At 71.5% G+C, this 17,439-nt stretch carries 13 protein-coding genes; 6 read left to right on the top strand and 7 right to left on the bottom strand.

Going from position 1 to position 17,439, the window contains the following annotated elements; translation table 11 throughout:
- The first annotated feature begins 64 nt into the window (after positions 1-64).
- From LZ604_RS12115 to LZ604_RS12105, 3 genes are all read left to right on the top strand, one after another.
- Positions 65-757 carry a hypothetical protein gene (locus LZ604_RS12115; RefSeq protein ID WP_234515039.1) on the top strand — a complete coding sequence of 231 codons (693 nt, stop codon included), beginning with the start codon at positions 65-67 and terminating at the stop codon, positions 755-757.
- Positions 758-837: 80 nt separating this feature from the next.
- The gene (locus LZ604_RS12110; RefSeq protein ID WP_234515038.1) at positions 838-1,656 is read left to right on the top strand and encodes a thioredoxin domain-containing protein; all 819 of its coding nucleotides are present in this window, start codon (positions 838-840) and stop codon (positions 1,654-1,656) included.
- Positions 1,657-1,748: 92 nt separating this feature from the next.
- Positions 1,749-3,419, top strand: a complete 1,671-nt coding sequence (locus LZ604_RS12105) for an alkaline phosphatase D family protein (RefSeq protein WP_234515037.1) — start codon at positions 1,749-1,751, stop codon at positions 3,417-3,419.
- A 10-nt stretch (positions 3,420-3,429) separates the two neighbouring features.
- Here the strand turns inward: LZ604_RS12105 and LZ604_RS12100 are convergent, their stop codons facing one another.
- Positions 3,430-3,999: a dienelactone hydrolase family protein gene (locus LZ604_RS12100; protein ID WP_234515036.1), complete on the bottom strand. Its 570-nt coding sequence runs from the start codon at positions 3,997-3,999 to the stop codon at positions 3,430-3,432.
- A 104-nt stretch (positions 4,000-4,103) separates the two neighbouring features.
- Here LZ604_RS12100 and LZ604_RS12095 point away from each other — a divergent pair, with 104 nt between their 5' ends.
- The gene (locus tag LZ604_RS12095) at positions 4,104-5,279 is read left to right on the top strand and encodes a mechanosensitive ion channel family protein (protein ID WP_234515035.1); all 1,176 of its coding nucleotides are present in this window, start codon (positions 4,104-4,106) and stop codon (positions 5,277-5,279) included.
- A 12-nt stretch (positions 5,280-5,291) separates the two neighbouring features.
- Here the strand turns inward: LZ604_RS12095 and LZ604_RS12090 are convergent, their stop codons facing one another.
- The gene (locus tag LZ604_RS12090) at positions 5,292-6,032 is read right to left on the bottom strand and encodes an SDR family NAD(P)-dependent oxidoreductase (protein ID WP_234515034.1); all 741 of its coding nucleotides are present in this window, start codon (positions 6,030-6,032) and stop codon (positions 5,292-5,294) included.
- Positions 6,033-6,221: 189 nt separating this feature from the next.
- Entirely contained in the window at positions 6,222-7,808 is a 1,587-nt protein-coding gene (locus LZ604_RS12085; RefSeq protein WP_234515175.1) for a Na+/H+ antiporter, read from the bottom strand.
- A gap of 333 nt (positions 7,809-8,141) precedes the next feature.
- Between LZ604_RS12085 and LZ604_RS12080 the strand changes: the two genes are divergently transcribed.
- Positions 8,142-9,344, top strand: coding sequence for an IS110 family RNA-guided transposase (locus LZ604_RS12080; RefSeq protein WP_234515033.1), 1,203 nt, complete (start codon positions 8,142-8,144; stop codon positions 9,342-9,344).
- 48 nt (positions 9,345-9,392) lie between these two features.
- Here the strand turns inward: LZ604_RS12080 and LZ604_RS12075 are convergent, their stop codons facing one another.
- The 4 genes from LZ604_RS12075 to LZ604_RS12060 all read right to left on the bottom strand — a co-directional run bounded on the left by LZ604_RS12075 (position 9,393) and on the right by LZ604_RS12060 (position 13,212).
- A complete protein-coding gene (locus tag LZ604_RS12075; RefSeq protein WP_234515032.1) occupies positions 9,393-9,860 on the bottom strand; it encodes a GNAT family N-acetyltransferase in 468 nt (155 codons plus the stop codon).
- Complete coding sequence (locus LZ604_RS12070) at positions 9,857-10,801, bottom strand: RluA family pseudouridine synthase (protein WP_234515031.1); 945 nt, start codon at positions 10,799-10,801, stop codon at positions 9,857-9,859. The genes LZ604_RS12075 and LZ604_RS12070 overlap by 4 nt, the downstream gene beginning before the upstream one ends.
- Before the next feature lie 96 nt (positions 10,802-10,897).
- The gene (lspA, locus tag LZ604_RS12065) at positions 10,898-11,485 is read right to left on the bottom strand and encodes a signal peptidase II (RefSeq protein ID WP_234515030.1); all 588 of its coding nucleotides are present in this window, start codon (positions 11,483-11,485) and stop codon (positions 10,898-10,900) included.
- An 80-nt stretch (positions 11,486-11,565) separates the two neighbouring features.
- Positions 11,566-13,212 carry a TraR/DksA C4-type zinc finger protein gene (locus tag LZ604_RS12060; RefSeq protein WP_234515029.1) on the bottom strand — a complete coding sequence of 549 codons (1,647 nt, stop codon included), beginning with the start codon at positions 13,210-13,212 and terminating at the stop codon, positions 11,566-11,568.
- A gap of 1,029 nt (positions 13,213-14,241) precedes the next feature.
- Here LZ604_RS12060 and ileS point away from each other — a divergent pair.
- Positions 14,242-17,373, top strand: a complete 3,132-nt coding sequence (gene ileS / locus LZ604_RS12055) for an isoleucine--tRNA ligase (RefSeq protein ID WP_234515028.1) — start codon at positions 14,242-14,244, stop codon at positions 17,371-17,373.
- Positions 17,374-17,439 lie beyond the last annotated feature (66 nt).

Here is a 17,439-nt window from a genome sequence, read left to right as displayed (position 1 = left end):
CGCGCACGCACAGGCACCCTTTAGGGGCCGCTTACCCACCCGCGTGACAGACTCTTCCTTCGCTATGGACATATCCGGGACCCAGTTCAGAGCCGTGCGCGCGGCGCTGTTCACGGCCGTCGTCGTGACGCTCAGCACCGCGTCGCACGTCCTGTTGTCCAGGGCCCCGCTGCCGGTGGCGACCGTGGCCTCGGTGGCCACCGGCGTGTTCGTCACCGCGTTCGCGCTGGCGGGCCGCGAGCGCGGCTTCGGCCGGATCGCGGCCCTGCTGATCCCGCTGGAGCTGGCCGCGGACACGGTGTTCACCACCGGCCAGGACGCCTGCTACGGAAGGGCGGGCGGCCCGGTCGCAGGCCCCCTGCACGCGTTCGGCTTCGACGTGCTGTGCCGGGGCGGCACCGTGGGGACTCCGCTGGCCCAGGTGACCGGCGCCCCCGGCCGCCCCGAGGCGCTCCTCGCACAGGCCGGTCCGGCCGCCGCCTGGCTGCTGCTCGCCGCGCACGTCTGCGTGGGCCTGCTGGCCGCCGTCTGGCTGCGCCGGGGCGAGCGGGCTCTGGCCCAGCTGCTGCGCGCGGTCGCCGCGACCACCTTCCGGCCGCTGCTGCTGGCGGCGGCCGCCGTCGCCGTACGGGTGTCCCCGGTCCGCCGGCTGCCGCGACCGGCCCCCCGGCCGGCCGCCGCCGCCCGCGACCGGCTCCTCGTGCACTCCCTGGGACGGCGTGGACCGCCGTGCTCCCCCGCCCTCGCCCTCAGCTGAGCGGCGGCACCTGAGCACGACGAGTCCCCCACACGTATCCCGCGTACGACATGTGCGCGTCCCACATGGAGATCACCAATATGAGCAAGCGGAACAGCCAGGCGGCGAAGACGGCGGCCCGGGAGCGGCTGCGCGTGGAGCGCGAGCGGCAGGCCAAGCGTGACAAGGCCAAGCGGCAGATCATCGTGGCCGCCTCGGTCGTGGCCGTGCTGGCCGCGGCCGGCGGCATAGGCTACGCCGTCGTCCAGGCCAACAAGCCCAGCTACTGGGAGGGCCTGAAGGACGCCAAGGTCGTCGCCCCGGCCAACACGACGGGCACCGACGGCACCACGGTCGTCATCGGCAAGGACACCGCCAAGAAGACCCTGAAGATCTACGAGGACCCGCGCTGCCCGGTCTGCGCCCAGTTCGAGCAGACGGTCGGCACGACGGTGAAGAAGGACATCGACGACGGCAAGTTCAAGATCCAGTACATCGGGGCCACGTTCCTCGACGGCCACGACAACGGCGTCGGCTCCAAGAACGCGCTGAGCGCCCTCGGTGCCGCGCTCAACGTCAGCCCGGAGGCGTTCCTCGAGTACAAGGGCGCCCTCTACTCGGCGAAGTGGCACCCGAACGAGCAGACCGACACGTTCAAGGACGACAGCTACCTCATCAAGGTCGCCGACACGGTCCCCGCGCTGAAGGGCAACGCGAAGTTCCAGGACGCGGTCAAGAAGGGCACCTACGACGCCTGGGCGATGGCCATGTCGAAGACCTTCGACACCAACAAGGACGGCGTGACGGGCACTCCGGGCTTCGTCATGGACGGCAAGAAGCTCACCGCCGACAACCAGGGCACCCCGCTGCTGACGGTGGCCGACTTCGACAGGGTGGTGGGCGCGGCTCTCAAGGGCTGACGCCAACGGGCAATCCTGCCTCCGCATGAAGAGCGGGCGAACTTTCGGAGTTCGCCCGCTCTGGCGCATACCGCTCAGTAACCTGATCGGTCGTGACCAGTCGATACAGATCATCCGAGGCGTCCCAGGGCCTCAACTCGCTCTCGCCCCGCCGCCGTACGGTCGTCAAGGCCGCGGCGGCGACCGCTGTCCTGGCGGGCCCGCTGGCCGCCGCGCTTCCGGCCCGCGCCGCCACGGACGCCCCCGCCTTCCTGCACGGTGTCGCCTCCGGTGACCCGCTGCCCGACGGCGTGCTGCTGTGGACCCGCGTGACCCCCACCCCGGAGGCGATACCCGGCTCCGGGCTCGGTCCGGACACCGAGGTGAGCTGGGTCGTCGCCAGGGACAAGGCGTTCGCCACCATCGTCGCCAAGGGCTCCACCACCGCGACGGCCGCCTCCGACCACACCGTCAAGGCCGACATCCGGGGCCTGGAACCGGCCACCGACTACTGGTTCCGATTCTCGGCCGGCGGCACCGACTCCCCGGTGGCGCGTACCCGCACCGCGCCGGCGGCCGACGCCGCCGTCCCCGGCCTGCGCTTCGGCGTGGTCTCCTGCGCCAACTGGGAGGCCGGCTACTTCTCCGCCTACCGCCACCTCGCGGCCCGCAACGACCTGGACGCCTGGCTGCATCTCGGCGACTACATCTACGAGTACAAGTCCGGCGAGTACGCGGCCCGGGGCAAGGTCGTGCGCCCCCACGCGCCCGCGAACGAGATCCTCACCCTCGCCGACTACCGCACCCGGCACGCCAAGTACAAGACGGACCCCGACCTTCAGGCACTGCATCTGAAGGCCCCGGTCATCGCGATCTGGGACGACCACGAGTTCGCCGACAACGCCTGGTCGGGCGGCGCGGTCAACCACACCGAGGGCGCCGAGGGCACCTGGACGGCCCGTCAGGCCGCCGCCAGGCAGGCCTACTTCGAGTGGATGCCGGTCCGCCCGGCGGTCGCCGGCACCACCTACCGGCGGCTGCGCTTCGGCAAGCTCGCCGACCTGTCCCTGCTGGATCTGCGCTCCTTCCGCTCCCAGCAGGCGGCCACTGCCAGCGGCTCGGTCGACGACCCGAACCGCACGATCACGGGGCGCGCCCAGCTCGACTGGCTGAAGGCCGGCTTGAAGGCCTCCGACACCAAGTGGCGGCTGGTCGGCAACTCCGTGATGATCTCGCCGTTCTCCTTCGGCTCCCTCTCCGCCGACCTGTTCAAGCCGCTCGCGAAGCTGCTCGGGCTGCCGCAGGAGGGCATCGCCGCCAACACCGACCAGTGGGACGGCTACACCGACGACCGCCGCGAACTGCTGAGCCACCTGCGCTCCAACGCCATCGGCAACACCGTCTTCCTGACGGGTGACATCCACATGGCATGGGCCAACGACGTTCCGGTGGACGCGGGCACGTACCCGCTGTCGGTGTCGGCGGCCACCGAGTTCGTCGTCACGTCGGTGACCTCCGACAACCTCGACGACATCGTGAAGGTCCCCGAGGGCACCGTCTCCTCGGTCGCCTCGCCGCTCATCCGCGCCGCCAACCGGCATGTGCACTGGGTGGACACCGACCGCCACGGCTATGGCGTCCTGGACATCACCGCCGACCGCGCGCAGATGGACTACTACGTCCTGTCCGACCGCACGAACGCGAACGCCACCTCCAGCTGGGCGCGTTCGTACCGCACCCGCAGCGGCACCCAGAAGGTCGAGAGGACCTACGACCCGGTGTAACGGGACCCTGCTACAGACTGTCGAGGAAGCCGAGCGCCACCCGCCAGGTGGCCTCGGCCGCCTCCTCGTCGTAGTCCGGCAGCTCGGGGTCGGTGTAGAGGTGACCGGCACCCGCGTACCGGTAGATCTCGACGTCCGCGCCCGCTCTGCGCATCTGCAGATACCAGGCGCTCAGCCAGTCGTCCGTCTCGAACGGGTCCGGCTCGGCGACATGCAGCTGCACCGGCAGCTCGTCCACCTGGGCGCTCGGCGCGATGTCCGACGTGCCGTGCAGCAGCAGGAGGCCGCGCGCGTTCCTGTCGCCGAGCGCCAGGGTCTGCGCGATGGACGCGCCGAGCGAGAACCCCGCGTACACCACTCCTCGCTCCGAGTACGGCGCGGCGGCCAGGACCGCCCGCTTCAGCAGCTCCTCCTTGCCGATCTCGTCGTTGAAGGCCATGCCCTCCTCGACCGTCTCGAAGGTGCGGCCCCCGAACAGGTCGGGGGTCCACACCTCGTGCCCGGCGGCACGCAGCCGGTCGGCGGCGGCCCGGACCGCGGGCCGCGGTCCGTACGTCGAGTGGAAGAGGATGATGTTCATGGACCCATGGTGCCAGCCGGCATGGACACCACTGTGACCAGTGGGTTCTCCGTGAGATCCGGGACACAGGTTCAGGATGCCGCCAGGCGGTTACGTTCGAAGGCATGGAGAACGTACTGCGCCCGGTGATCGTCGTCGGTGGCTCGGTCGTGCTCACCGTGCTCGTGGGGTGGGCCACGGACCGCCTGCTGCGCAGGGCGAACGCCGGGCACCCCGAGACTCCCCTGTGGGGCTTGCTCCGTCGCGGCCGCATCCCCTACCAGCTCGTTCTGTGCGCGGCCCTGCTGAGAGGGTCCTACGACCAGGCGAAGCTCCTCGAGGCCCATCGCGTCGCCGTCGGACGCACCCTGACGCTCGTCCTCATCGGTTCCGCCGCCTGGCTGGTGATCCGTATCGCGAGCGCCGTCGTCGAGACGTCGTACTCCCGCTACGCCCGCGCCCATCGCGACCCGGCCCGGGTCCGGCGCGTGCGCACCCAGGTGTCGCTGATCATGCGGGTGGTGTCGGCGGTCGTGGGGGTGGTGGCGGCCAGCGCGATGCTGCTGACGTTCCCGGCGATGCGGACGGCCGGCGCCTCGCTGCTGGCCTCGGCCGGCATCCTCGGCATCGTCGCCGGTGTCGCCGCGCAGTCCACGCTCTCCAACCTCTTCGCCGGATTGCAGATAGCGTTCGGCGACATGGTCCGGATCGGCGACACGGTCGTGGTGAACGGGGAGTGGGGCACCGTCGAGGAGATCACCCTGACGTACCTGACGGTACGGACATGGGACGAGCGCCGGATCACCATGCCGGTGTCGTACTTCACCTCGCAGCCGTTCGAGAACTGGTCGCGCGGCGGCGCCCAGATGACCGGCATCGTCTACTTCCACGTCGACCACTGCGCGCCCGTCGAGGCGATGCGCGACAAGCTCCGCGACATCCTGCGCGAGTGCCCGGCCTGGGACGGCCGTGCCTACGGCCTCCAGGTCACCGACACCACGCCCAACACCCTGCAGGTGCGGGCACTGGTGACAGCCAAGGACGCGGACGACATCTGGACCGTGCGGGTCACCGTCCGCGAGCAGATGATCCGCTGGCTGAACGAGGAGCATCCCTACGCGCTGCCCCGGGTCAACACGGCGAGCGCCGTCCCCCCGCCGAGCAGGAGGGACCACGCGCGGGCCGAGGGCGCGGCCCGCGGCGGACACGAGGCGCCCGACGGCCCGGCCCGCGGAACGCACGAGCCGCCCGAGGACCGGCTGCGCAAGGCCTACGAGTCGCCGCGGACGGGCCGGGGCTGAGTCCCAGGCCCGTCAGTGCCCCCGCTCGGCTCCGCCGTTGACCTGGATGACCTGGGCGGTGATGTGCCGGGCGCCGGGTGACGCCAGCCAGTGCAGGGTCTGGGCGATGTCACCGGGCGTACCGGCACGGCCGGTCGAGGTCTCGGCGACGAGCCGGTCGCGCCGCGCCGGGTCCATCGCGTCGCCGAAGAACCCGGTGTTCTCGACATAGCCGGGCGCGACCACGTTCACCGTGACACCGCGGGGCCCCAGCTGCCGGGCCAGGTCGAAGGCGTACGGGTGCAGCGCGGCCTTGGACGCGGCATACGCCCCGCTGCCGGAGCCGCGGTAGGCGGCGATGGAGCTGAGGAACAGCACGCGCCCGCCGGGCGAGGCGAGCCGGTCGCGCAGCGCCTCCGTGAGCAGGGCCGCGGTGAGCACGTTGAGGCGGAAGTTGACGGTCCAGGTGTGCGCGATCGCGCCGAGCGGGTCCTCCGTCCCGTCCGGGGGCTCCAGGTTCCCCGCACCGCCCGCGCTGTTGACGAGGACGTCGACGGTGCCGAGCGCGTCCGCCACATACCGGGCGACCCCGCGCACGGCGTGCGGATCGCTCAGATCGGCCGCGTAGGTGAGCGCCCCGGGCACTTCGGCCTGCCGAAGCACCTCCGCCCGCCGCCCGAGGAGCAGCACGCGGTCCCCGTCCGCGGCGAAGGCCCGCGCCGCCGCCAGCCCGATTCCCGTGCCGCCACCGCTGATCACCACGTTGCGCGCCATGATCCGATCGTACAAAGGCGGGGAGCCGATGGGCGGTTGCCATTGCGCCGGGTTGGGTCGGGTGGCCGAGGCGTTGCACCCGCCGGGTCCCCGCGCGGTCCGCCCCGCGGGCCGCCGCGGCCGGTCCCGGAGGGATGCGGCGCCTGGTCCCGGAGGGACGGCGCCCGGTCCCGGAGGGATGCGGCGGTGTCAGCGCAGACTGCGTACGTCCAGGTGGCGCAGCACCCGGTCGACGATCTCGGGGTCCGCCCCCGGCTCGCTGCGTGCCGCGAGCACCTCGTGCCGCGCCGCGCTCAGCATCTCCTGCTGGATCCTGCGCAGCCGCTTGAGGCGGCGGGCACGCTGCTGGTGCGCCTCGCGCCGCTCCTCGTCCCCCAGGTCGGGGCTGATGCGCGCACCGATGTCGAACGCCCGCCGCAGCAGCTGCTCGGACAGCTCCTCCGGCAGCTCCTCGACCTCCTCGATCTCCCTCAGCCGTCGCTTCGCCGCCTTGGCCGCACGGATCGCCAGCTTCCGTTCGAACTCCTTCTCGCTCACCGTGTCGGCGCGCACCCCCAGCCTCCTCACCAGCCACGGCAGCGTCAGCCCCTGGAGGACCAGGGTCGCCATGATCACCCCGAAGGCGATGAAGACGATCTCGTCCCGGTCGGGGAAGCGCGATCCGTCGTCCATGTTCAAGGGGATGGCCAGGGCCAGCGCCACCGAGGCCACGCCCCGCATCCCCGACCACCACATCACGACGGTCTCCCGCCATGACACGGGGATCTCCTCGTCGTAGTCCCGCAGGGCGTGCAGGCGCTTGGTCAGCCATGTCGCGGGCAGCAGCCACAGAAGCCGTACGAGCACCACGACGGCAACGATCGCGGCGGCCCAGCCGAGCATCTGGCCCCACCGCCCGGACGCGGTCCGGATGGCATGGTGCAGCTCCAGCCCGATCAGCCCGAACGCGACCCCGGTGACCAGAGTGTCCACCACGTCCCAGAACGTGTGTCCGGCCAGGCGCATCAGCACGTCGTCGGGGTCGCCGGCGTACTCCGCCAGGAACAGCGCGGTGACCAGCACGGCCAGCACACCGGAGCCGTGCAGTTCCTCGGCCAGGACATAGGAGGCGTACGGGACCAGCAGCGTCAGGCCCACCTGCAGGGTGGCGTCCTCCAGCAGGCCGATCAGCTTGTTGGCGACCCAGCCGAGGGCGAGACCGACGGCCAGCGCGACGACCGCGGAGAGCGCCAGTTCCAGCAGGGCCCGCGGCAGGGAGAAGGTCCCGGTGACGACGGCAGCGATCGCGACGTGGTACAGCACGATCGCCGTGACGTCGTTGAACAGGCCCTCGCCCTCCAGGATCGACACCAGCCGGCGGGGCAGTCCGAGCTGCCCCGCCACAGCGGTCGCCGCGACCGGGTCGGGCGGCGCGACCACCGCGCCGAGCGCGACCGCGGCCGCGATCGGCAGACCCGGCACCACGGTGTGCGCGACGGCCGCCACGCAGAGGGTGGTGACGAACACCAGCGCCACGGCCAGCAGGAAGATCGGCCGTTTGTTGGCCGTGAACTGCCGCCACGAGGTCCGGCGCACCGCCGCGTACAGCAGCGGCGGCAGCAGCGCGGGCAGGATCAGCTGCGGCGGGATGTTCACATTGGGCACGAAACCGGGCAGGGCGAGCGCGATTCCGACCAGCGTCATCAGCACCGGGGCGGGCAGCCCCAGCCGGTCGCCGACAGGGACGCTCACCACGGCCCCGAGCAACAGCAGGAGCAACAGGGCCAGCTGGTCCACGGTCAGCACTCCGGGAGGTTCGACGTTCACACAGCGGACTTCAAGCCTGCTGTGTCACTCATTCCCCCCCCCGTTATGTTTTCCGCGGTCCTGCAAGAGGACCGCTGGCCTCCGGGCCCGGCATGACTGTTCCCCCCTGTCGAACGGATGACCCGGGGGGTGGTGTCACCGGGCCTGGGAGGCGCCGTTGGAGACGCTGATGAGAGGTCCGACTACCGCCTGGCCTGGCGCAATGCCTGACCGTTGCGGGCGGCAGGTCTGCATAACGTGGATGCGCGCATACGACGCCAACGCCCTGGCCAGCACCGCATGAGCCCCGTTCAGGAGGATCGGTTGGACGACATCGACGACGTGGGCGTCTTCCTCGGCCTGGACGTCGGCAAGAGCGCCCATCACGGGCACGGGCTGACCCCGGCCGGGAAGAAGGTCTTCGACAGGCAGCTGCCTAACAGCGAGCCAAAGCTGCGGGCCGTCTTCGACAAGCTGGCCGCGAAGTTCGGCACCGTGCTGGTGATCGTGGATCAGCCCGCCTCGATCGGAGCCCTGCCCCTGACGGTCGCCCGGGCCGCCGGCTGCAAGGTCGCCTACCTGCCCGGCTTGTCCATGAGGCGGATCGCCGATCTCTACCCGGGCGAGGCGAAGACCGACGCGAAGGACGCCGCGGTGATCGCGGACGCCGCACGGACCATGCCGCACACCCTGCGCTCGTTGGAACTGACCGACGAGATCACCGCCGAGTTGACCGTGCTGGTGGGCTTCGACCAGGATCTCGCGGCCGAGGCGACTCGCACCTCGAACCGGATACGCGGCCTGCTCACCCAGTTCCACCCCAGCCTGGAGCGCGTCCTGGGCCCGCGCCTGGACCACCCCGCCGTGACCTGGCTGCTGGAACGCTACGGATCCCCAGCCGCCCTGCGGAAAGCCGGACGCCGCAAGCTGGTTGAGGTGATCCGGCCCAAGGCTCCGCGCATGGCCCAGCGGCTGATCGACGAGGTGTTCGATGCACTCGACGAGCAGACCGTCGTGGTCCCGGGCACCGGCACCCTCGACCTGGTGATCCCGTCCCTGGCCCGTTCGCTCGCGGCCGTCCACGAACAGCGACGAGCCCTGGAAGCGCAGATCGGACTGCTGCTGGAGGCTCACCCTCTTTCCGCGGTCCTGACCTCGATTCCGGGGGTCGCGGTCAGGACCGCCGCCACCTTGCTGGTCACCGTCGGCGACGGCACCAGCTTCCCCACCGCTGCCCACCTGGCCTCCTACGCCGGCCTCGCCCCGACGACCAAGTCATCGGGGACCTCGATCCACGGCGAACACGCGCCACGAGGCGGCAACCGGCAACTGAAACGCGCGATGTTCCTGTCGGCGTTCGCCGCGCTGCACGATCCCGCCTCCCGCACCTACTACGACAAATGCCGGGCCCGCGGGAAGACCCACACCCAGGCACTTCTCCGCCTGGCCCGCCAACGGATCAACGTGCTGTTCGCGATCCTCCGCGACGGCACTTTCTACGAACCCAGAACCCCACGCCTCGCTTGACGAAAGACATAGAGGCACCCCCCCCCCCCGTGCCCCCTGCGGCCCAGGTCACACAGGCCGTCGCATCGCCCGGTGCGGTATCCCGGCGTCGGGGAACTCCGCGCCGTACGCCGCATAGCCGAGCCGTTCGTAGAAGCGCAGGGCATGGGTCTGCGCGTGCAGGTCGACCGCGGTCAGCCCCCGCATGCGTGCGGCGTCCTCGATCGCCCGCACCAGCGCCGCGCCGACGCCCAGACCACGGGCCTCCCGGGTCACCGCGAGCCGCCCCAGGGAACCCACGAACGGGTCGCCGCCGGTCTTCGCCGCGGCCGCCTCCCCGTACAGCAGCCGGCCCGTGCCGAGCGGCACCCCGTCCTGCCGTACCGCGAGCACATGGACGGCGTCGGCGTCGTAGGCGTCGTACTCGATGTCCTCGGGGACGCCCTGCTCGCGGACGAAGACCTCCTTGCGGACCGCGAAGCACGCCTCGCGGTCGGCGGGGTCCTCGGCGAGGCGCACCACGAACGAGGCACTCACGCCCAGCTCTCCTCGCGCACCTTGTCCAGCGCCTTCTGCAGGTCGGGGGGGTAGGCGCTCTCGAACTCCACCCACCGTCCGTCCGCCGGGTGCTCGAAGCCGAGGCGCACCGCGTGCAGCCACTGCCGGGTCAGGCCGAGCCGCTTTGCGATGGTGGGGTCCGCGCCGTAGGTCAGGTCGCCGACGCACGGGTGGCGGTGGGCGGCCATGTGGACGCGGATCTGATGAGTGCGCCCGGTCTCCAGCTTGACGTCGAGCAGAGAGGCCGAGCGGAACGCCTCGATCAGGTCGTAGTGCGTGATGGAGGGCTTGCCGTCGGCCGTGACCGCCCACTTGTAGTCGTGGTTCGGGTGGCGGCCGATGGGCGCGTCGATGGTGCCGCTGGTCGGGTCGGGATGGCCCTGGACGAGGGTGTGGTAGCGCTTGTCGACCGTGCGCTCCTTGAACTGGCGCTTGAGCAACGTGTACGCGTGCTCCGACTTGGCCACCACCATCAGGCCCGACGTGCCGACGTCGAGGCGGTGCACGATGCCCTGGCGCTCGGCGGCGCCCGAGGTCGAGATGCGGTACCCGGCGGCGGCGAGGCCGCCGATCACGGTGGGGCCCGACCAGCCGGGCGACGGGTGCGCGGCCACACCGATCGGCTTGACGATGACGACCACGTCCTCGTCGTCGTGCACGATCTCCATGCCCTCGACCGGCTCGGCGACCACCTGCACCGGCGCGGGTGCCTGCGGCATCTCCACCTCGAGCCAGGCGCCGCCGTGCACCCGCTCCGACTTGCCGACCACAGTGCCGTCGACCTGCACCTTGCCCGCCGCGGCCAGCTCCGCCGCCTTCGTACGGGAGAAGCCGAACATCCGGGAGATGGCGGCGTCGACGCGCTCGCCCTCCAGGCCGTCGGGCACGGGCAGGGTACGGATCTCGGGAAGGGTACTCACCCGTCGAGTATGCCGGACGGGTCCGACAGCGCCGTACGAGACTCCCGGCGGGGGTCCGGGCGGGGGCCCCGGGGAAAGCCCCGAGCGGGTCCTGGGTCAGCCCTTGTGGACCGTTCCGTCCGGGTCGAGGCCGCGGAAGGACAGCAGCACGATCAGGATGCCGCCGCAGACGATCGCCGAGTCGGCGAGGTTGAACACGGCGAATCCCTTGGGCGCGATGAAGTCGACCACCGCGCCCTCGAAGACACCCGGCGAACGGAAGAGCCGGTCGGTGAGGTTGCCGAGCGCGCCGCCGAGCAGCAGCCCGAGCGCGATCGCCCAGGGCAGGCTGTAGAGCTTGCGGGCAAGCCGGGCGATCACCACGATCACGGCGGCGGCGATCAACGTGAAGATCACGGTGAAGGCCTGGCCGAAGCCGAAGGCGGCGCCCGCGTTGCGGATCGCCTCCAGTCGCAGCCAGTCCCCGACGATCCGGATCGGGGCGTGGTGCTCCAGCTTGGCGACGACGACCAGCTTGCTGACGAGGTCGAGGACGTAGGCGAGGGCGGCGACCGCGAACAGGACCGCCATCCGGCGCCTGCGCCGGGGGGCCTCGGCGGCGCCGGCTCCCGGCGTCCGCGCCCCGGCGCCCTCTGCCGCGTCTGGGATGTCCGGCGTACCGATGATGCGCTCCGCCTCTGCCACGTGAATCCCTCAACCTAGGTACCTGACTGAGGACGAGACTACGGCACGTCCCGGCCCGACCCGATGTCCAGGAGGCGCCATCAGCGGCGTTCCTGCTTCTGCTTGCACTCCACGCAGAGCGTGGCGCGCGGGAATGCCTGCATACGGGCCTTGCCGATGGGGTTGCCGCAGTGCTCGCACAGTCCGTAGGTGCCGGCGTCCAGGCGGTCCAGGGCCCGCTCGGTCTGTTCGAGCATTTCGCGTGCGTTGGCGGCGAGCGCCATCTCGTGCTCGCGCGTGATGTTCTTGGTGCCGGTGTCGGCCTGGTCGTCGCCGGCCCCGTCACCCGAGTCCCGCATCAGGCCGACCAGCGCCTGCTCGCAGGCGTCGATCTCGCCGCGCAGACGTGTCGCGTCGCTTTCCAGCTCCGCGCGTGCCTCGGCGACCTCCTCGGGGGTCCACGGGGCCTCGCCGGGGCGCACCGCCAGTTCACCGGGCTCGGCCGCCGCGAGCCGTGCCTTGGGGACCGCCGAGGGGGCGGTCGCCGCCGTGGCCGTGCCCGGAGTCTTCTTCGCAACCACCGTCATGGCTCCCGTCTGCTTCGCGGCCTTGCCCGCGCCCGCCTTCTTGGTCGTGCTCTTCTTGGTCGCACTCTGTGTGAGCGTGCTCTTCGTGGCGCCGCGCTTCACAGCGGCGCTCTTGCCGGGGCCGGCCCCGGCCGGGGCCTTCCTCCCGGTGGCGGCCGCCTCGGCCACCGCCTTCTTGTCCACGTCCACGACCGTCTCGGTCACCGCCCGCTCGGTGGCGACGCCGGACGCAGTCTTCCGGGCGACGGCCTTCGTCGTCGCCTCTCCGGTGGCCGCGCGGGGCGCCGCCGCCCTCTTGCCGGCGGTGGCCTTCCTCGCCGCCGGTCGCTCGGGACCGCCTTTCTCCCCGGCCGCTTCCGTCCGGGCGGAGGCGGCCGCTTCCTGGGCCGCCCTCTTCGGGGACGCCTTCCGTGACCCCGTCGCCTCCTTCGGGGGAGGCGCTTTTCCGGCCACGGCCTTCGTGGCGCGCGCTCCCTTCGCGGCGCGCGTCCCCTTCGCGGCACGCGCCTCCTTCGTGACCGTCTCCTCGGCCGCCTTCCTCGCGGCCGTCTCCACGGCGGACACCCCGGTCGCGGTCTTCTTCCCGGCCGCCGTCTCGCCGGGCACGGCCTTCTCGGCCACCGCCCTCTTGGCCACGGACTTCTTGGCCACCGTCTTCCCGGCCGCTCCCTTGGCTGCCGTCTTCCCGGCGGCCCCCTTGGCTGCCGTCTTCCCGGCGGCCCCCTTGGCTGCCGTCTTCTTGCCCGCGGCCCCCTCGCCCGCCGGCTTCCCGGCGGCCGCCCTCTCGGCCGCCGTCTTCTTGCCCGCAGCCCCCTCGCCCGCCGGCTTCTTGTCCGCCGTCTTCCGTACAGCCGTCCTCTTTTCAGCGGTCTTCTTTTCAGCCGTCTTCCTGGCAGCCCTCTTCCTGACAGCCGCCGTCTCGGGCGCCTCCCCGGCGGCGGCTTTCCCGGCGACCCTCTCCCCCTCGGCGGCCTTGCCGGCAGCGGTCCTCCCGACCGCCGCCTTCCCGGAGGAGCCCGCCTTCCCTGCCGCCGTCCTCCCCGAAACGGTCTTCTCCTCACCGGCCCCGCCTGCGGCAGCCGTCCCCTCGGCGGACTTCCCCGTGGAGGCCGTCCCGCGGGCGGCCTTCATGCCGCCCGGCTTCGTGGTGCCCGTCCTCATGGCTCCGGTCTTCCCGGCGGCGGGCCCGGTGGTACGGGTCTTCGCCGTGGCCGGCCGCCCCGCGGCCCCCGCCGCCGAAGCCCTGGTCGCCTCCGTCGAAGCCCTCTTGGCGATGCCCGCCGCCTCACTGCGAGCCGTTACCCCGGCGGCCGACTCCTCGGTCGCCGGCCTTCGCGCGGCCGTCGAGCTCCCGGCGGTCCCCGGGCTCGCGGCGGCCGCGCCCGTGCGGCCGGCCCCGGCGGCAGCCGCACGGATCGCCTTCACCGGCTTGGCCGTACGCCTCACCGTTGCGCTGCGAGTGTTCTGCCTGCCGTTCACTTCCCTGGCCGCCACACCGCCGGAGGCAGCCACAGCCGTGGATCCAACGGACGCCGACTGCTGTACGGCGGTCTTTTTCGCCACCATGGCCGCGGCCCCTTCACATATTGTGATCTTGCGCGCGAATCGTGCTGGGACGATAAATCGACTTCTGGCCCGCGGCAACGGGGCACGCCAGCGATTCGCCCGCCACGCGCGTGCCGCGCGACGAGCCTGCATCCGTTGTGCCCAGCTCTCCGCCCGGTAATCCGCCGGGACCGGAGCGCCGGAATCCGGGGACCGCCACCTCCCCATTCGGGTCATCCGGCGCCCTTCGCCAGCCCCGGCTCCCGAAGGAGCAAAACCGGTCGGCCGCCTTGCGTGCGGCGCCGTACACTGGGCGGAGCGAAAAGCGTGGATGGGGACGAGTAGCGGCGTACGCAGCCCAGAGCGACCCGGGGACGGTGGAAGCCCGGGGGCGAGCGCGACGTGAAGATCACCCCGGAGCCGCCGGAAGAAAGCCTTGGACCGTGGTCCGCCCACGGACCGCCCAGGGCCGGTAGAACCGGCATCGCGACCCCAATGAGGGGGCTCGCCGGAGCGTAGGGCGCACCGGGGAGCCAAGGAGGGTGGTACCGCGGGAGCGCGCCGCACACGGCGTACGGAGAATTCACCGAATTCCCGGCTCTCGTCCCTCCGACGGAAGGCAGCACGTCCGCCGGAGGAAGATCCATGACGCAGTACCGCCAGGTGCCCGCCCAGGTCGACCTGCCCGCACTCGAGCACGCCGTGCTCGACTTCTGGCGCGAGCAGAAGATCTTTGCCAAGAGCCTGGAGCAGTCCGAGGGCCGCCCCGAATGGGTGTTCTACGAGGGCCCGCCCACGGCCAACGGCATGCCGGGTGCCCACCACATCGAGGCCCGCGTCTTCAAGGACGTCTTCCCGCGCTTCCGCACCATGCGCGGGTACCACGTGGGCCGCAAGGCCGGCTGGGACTGCCACGGCCTTCCGGTGGAGCTGGCGGTCGAGAAGGAACTCGGCTTCAGCGGCAAGCAGGACATCGAGGCCTACGGCATCGCCGAGTTCAACGCCAAGTGCCGCGAGTCGGTGACCCGCCACACCGACGCCTTCGCCGAGCTGACGACCCGCATGGGCTACTGGGTCGACCTGGACGACGCCTACCGGACGATGGACCCCGAGTACATGGAGTCCGTCTGGTGGTCCCTGAAGGAGATCTTCAACAAGGGGCTGCTGGTCCAGGACCACCGCGTCGCCCCCTGGTGCCCCCGCTGCGGCACCGGTCTGTCGGACCACGAGCTGGCGCAGGGCTATGAGACGGTCGTGGACCCCTCGGTCTATGTCCGTTTCCCGCTCACCTCCGGTCCGCTGGCCGGACAGGCCGCGCTCCTGGTGTGGACGACGACCCCCTGGACGCTGGTCTCCAACACCGCGGTCGCCGCGCACCCCGAGGTCACCTACGTCGTCGCGACCGACGGCGAGGAGAAGCTCGTCGTCGCCGAGCCGCTCGTCGGCAAGGCTCTCGGCGAGGGCTGGGAGACCACGGGCCAGACCTTCACCGGCGCCGAGATGGAGCGCTGGACGTATCAACGTCCTTTCGAGCTGGTGGAGTTCCCCGAGCCCGCCCACTACGTGGTCAACGCCGACTACGTCACCACCGAGGACGGCACGGGTCTGGTGCACCAGTCCCCCGCCTTCGGTGAGGACGACCTCAAGGTCTGCCGCGCATACGGCCTGCCGGTGGTCAACCCGGTCCGGCCGGACGGCACCTTCGAGGAGGACGTCCCGCTGGTCGGCGGCGTCTTCTTCAAGAAGGCGGACGAAAAGCTCACCGAGGACCTCCAGCAGCGGGGCCTGCTCTTCAAGCACATCCCCTACGAGCACAGCTACCCGCACTGCTGGCGCTGCCACACCGCGCTCCTCTACTACGCGCAGCCGTCCTGGTACATCCGCACCACCGCCATCAAGGACCGTCTGCTCCAGGAGAACGAGAAGACCAACTGGTACCCGGACACGGTCAAGCACGGCCGGTACGGCGACTGGCTGAACAACAACATCGACTGGGCGCTGTCGCGCAACCGCTACTGGGGCACCCCGCTGCCGATCTGGCGCTGCGAGGACGACCACCTCACGGTCGTGGGCTCCCGCGCGGAGCTGACCGAGCTGACCGGCACCGATCAGTCCGGCCTCGACCCGCACCGCCCGTTCATCGACGAGGTCACCTTCGCCTGCCCGCAGTGCGGCAAGACGGCCACCCGGGTGCCGGAGGTCATCGACGCCTGGTACGACTCGGGCTCGATGCCGTTCGCGCAGTGGGGCTACCCCTACAAGAACAAGGAACTGTTCGAGTCGCGCTACCCGGCGCAGTTCATCTCCGAGGCCATCGACCAGACCCGCGGCTGGTTCTACACGCTGATGGCGGTCGGCACGCTGGTCTTCGGCCAGTCGTCGTACGAGAACGTCGTCTGCCTCGGCCACATCCTCGCCGAGGACGGCCGCAAGATGTCCAAGCACCTGGGCAACATCCTTCAGCCGATCCCGCTCATGGACCAGCACGGCGCGGACGCGGTCCGCTGGTTCATGGCCGCGGGCGGCTCCCCCTGGGCGGCCCGGCGGGTGGGCCACGGCACGATCCAGGAGGTCGTCCGCAAGACGCTGCTGACGTACTGGAACACGGTCGCCTTCCAGGCCCTGTACGCCCGCACGTCGGGCTGGGCCCCCGGCGAGGCCGACCCGGCGCCCGCCGACCGCCCGGTCCTGGACCGCTGGCTGCTCTCCGAGCTGCACGCGCTCACCGACCAGGTGACCGAGGCCCTGGAGAGCTACGACACCCAGCGCGCCGGCAAGCTGCTGTCCGCGTTCGTCGACGACCTGTCGAACTGGTACGTCCGCCGTTCCCGCCGCCGCTTCTGGCAGGGCGACAAGGCCGCGCTGCGCACCCTGCACGAGGTCATCGAGACGGTCACGAAGCTGATGGCCCCGATCACCCCGTTCATCACCGAGCGGGTCTGGCAGGACCTGGTCGTGCCGGTGACCCCGGCCGCCCCGGAGTCGGTGCACCTGTCCGCCTGGCCCGAGGCGGACCTGTCCGCGATCGACCCGGAGCTGTCCCGCCAGATGGTGCTGGTGCGCCGGCTCGTCGAGCTGGGCCGCGCCACGCGCGCGGAGTCGGGCGTCAAGACGCGTCAGCCGCTGTCCCGCGCGCTGGTCGCGGCGGCCGGCTTCGAGACGCTGGACCGGGAGCTGCACACGCAGATCACCGAGGAGCTGAACGTCGAGGGTCTCGCCTCGCTGAGCGAGGTCGGCGGCAGCCTGGTCGACACGACGGCGAAGGCGAACTTCCGCGCGCTGGGCAAGCGTTTCGGCAAGCGCGTCCAGGACGTGGCCAAGGCGATCGCGAACGCCGACGCGGCGGCCCTGTCCCTGGCGCTGCGCGAGGGCACCGCGGCGGTGGAGGTCGACGGCGAGACGGTCACCCTCGCTCCCGACGAGGTGATCATCACGGAGACCCCGCGCGAGGGCTGGTCGGTGGCGTCCGACTCCGGCGCGACGGTCGCCCTCGACCTGGAGATCACCGAGGAGCTGCGGCAGGCGGGCCTCGCCCGTGACGCGATCCGGCTGATCCAGGAGGCCCGCAAGAACAGCGGCCTCGACGTGGCCGACCGCATCGCGCTCCGCTGGACCTCGACGGACACCGCGGTCATCGCGGCCCTGACCGAACACTCGGGTCTGATCGCCGACGAGGTCCTCGCCACGGAGTTCGCCCAGGGCGAGGCGGACGACACCTACGGGGAGCCGTTCACCGACGACTCCCTGAGCCTCTCCTTCCGCCTGCGCAAGGCGTAGCGGCCCACACGAAGGCCCGGGCCCGCCGGAAAATCCTGGCGGGCCCGGGCCTTCGGCGTTGCGTCC

This window comes from Streptomyces glomeratus, assembly GCF_021462825.1.
GTDB classification, from domain to species: Bacteria; Actinomycetota; Actinomycetes; order Streptomycetales; family Streptomycetaceae; genus Streptomyces; species Streptomyces glomeratus.
The sequence above is the reverse complement of the archived record's forward strand: the minus strand, read 5'-3'. Positions and strand labels throughout refer to the sequence as shown.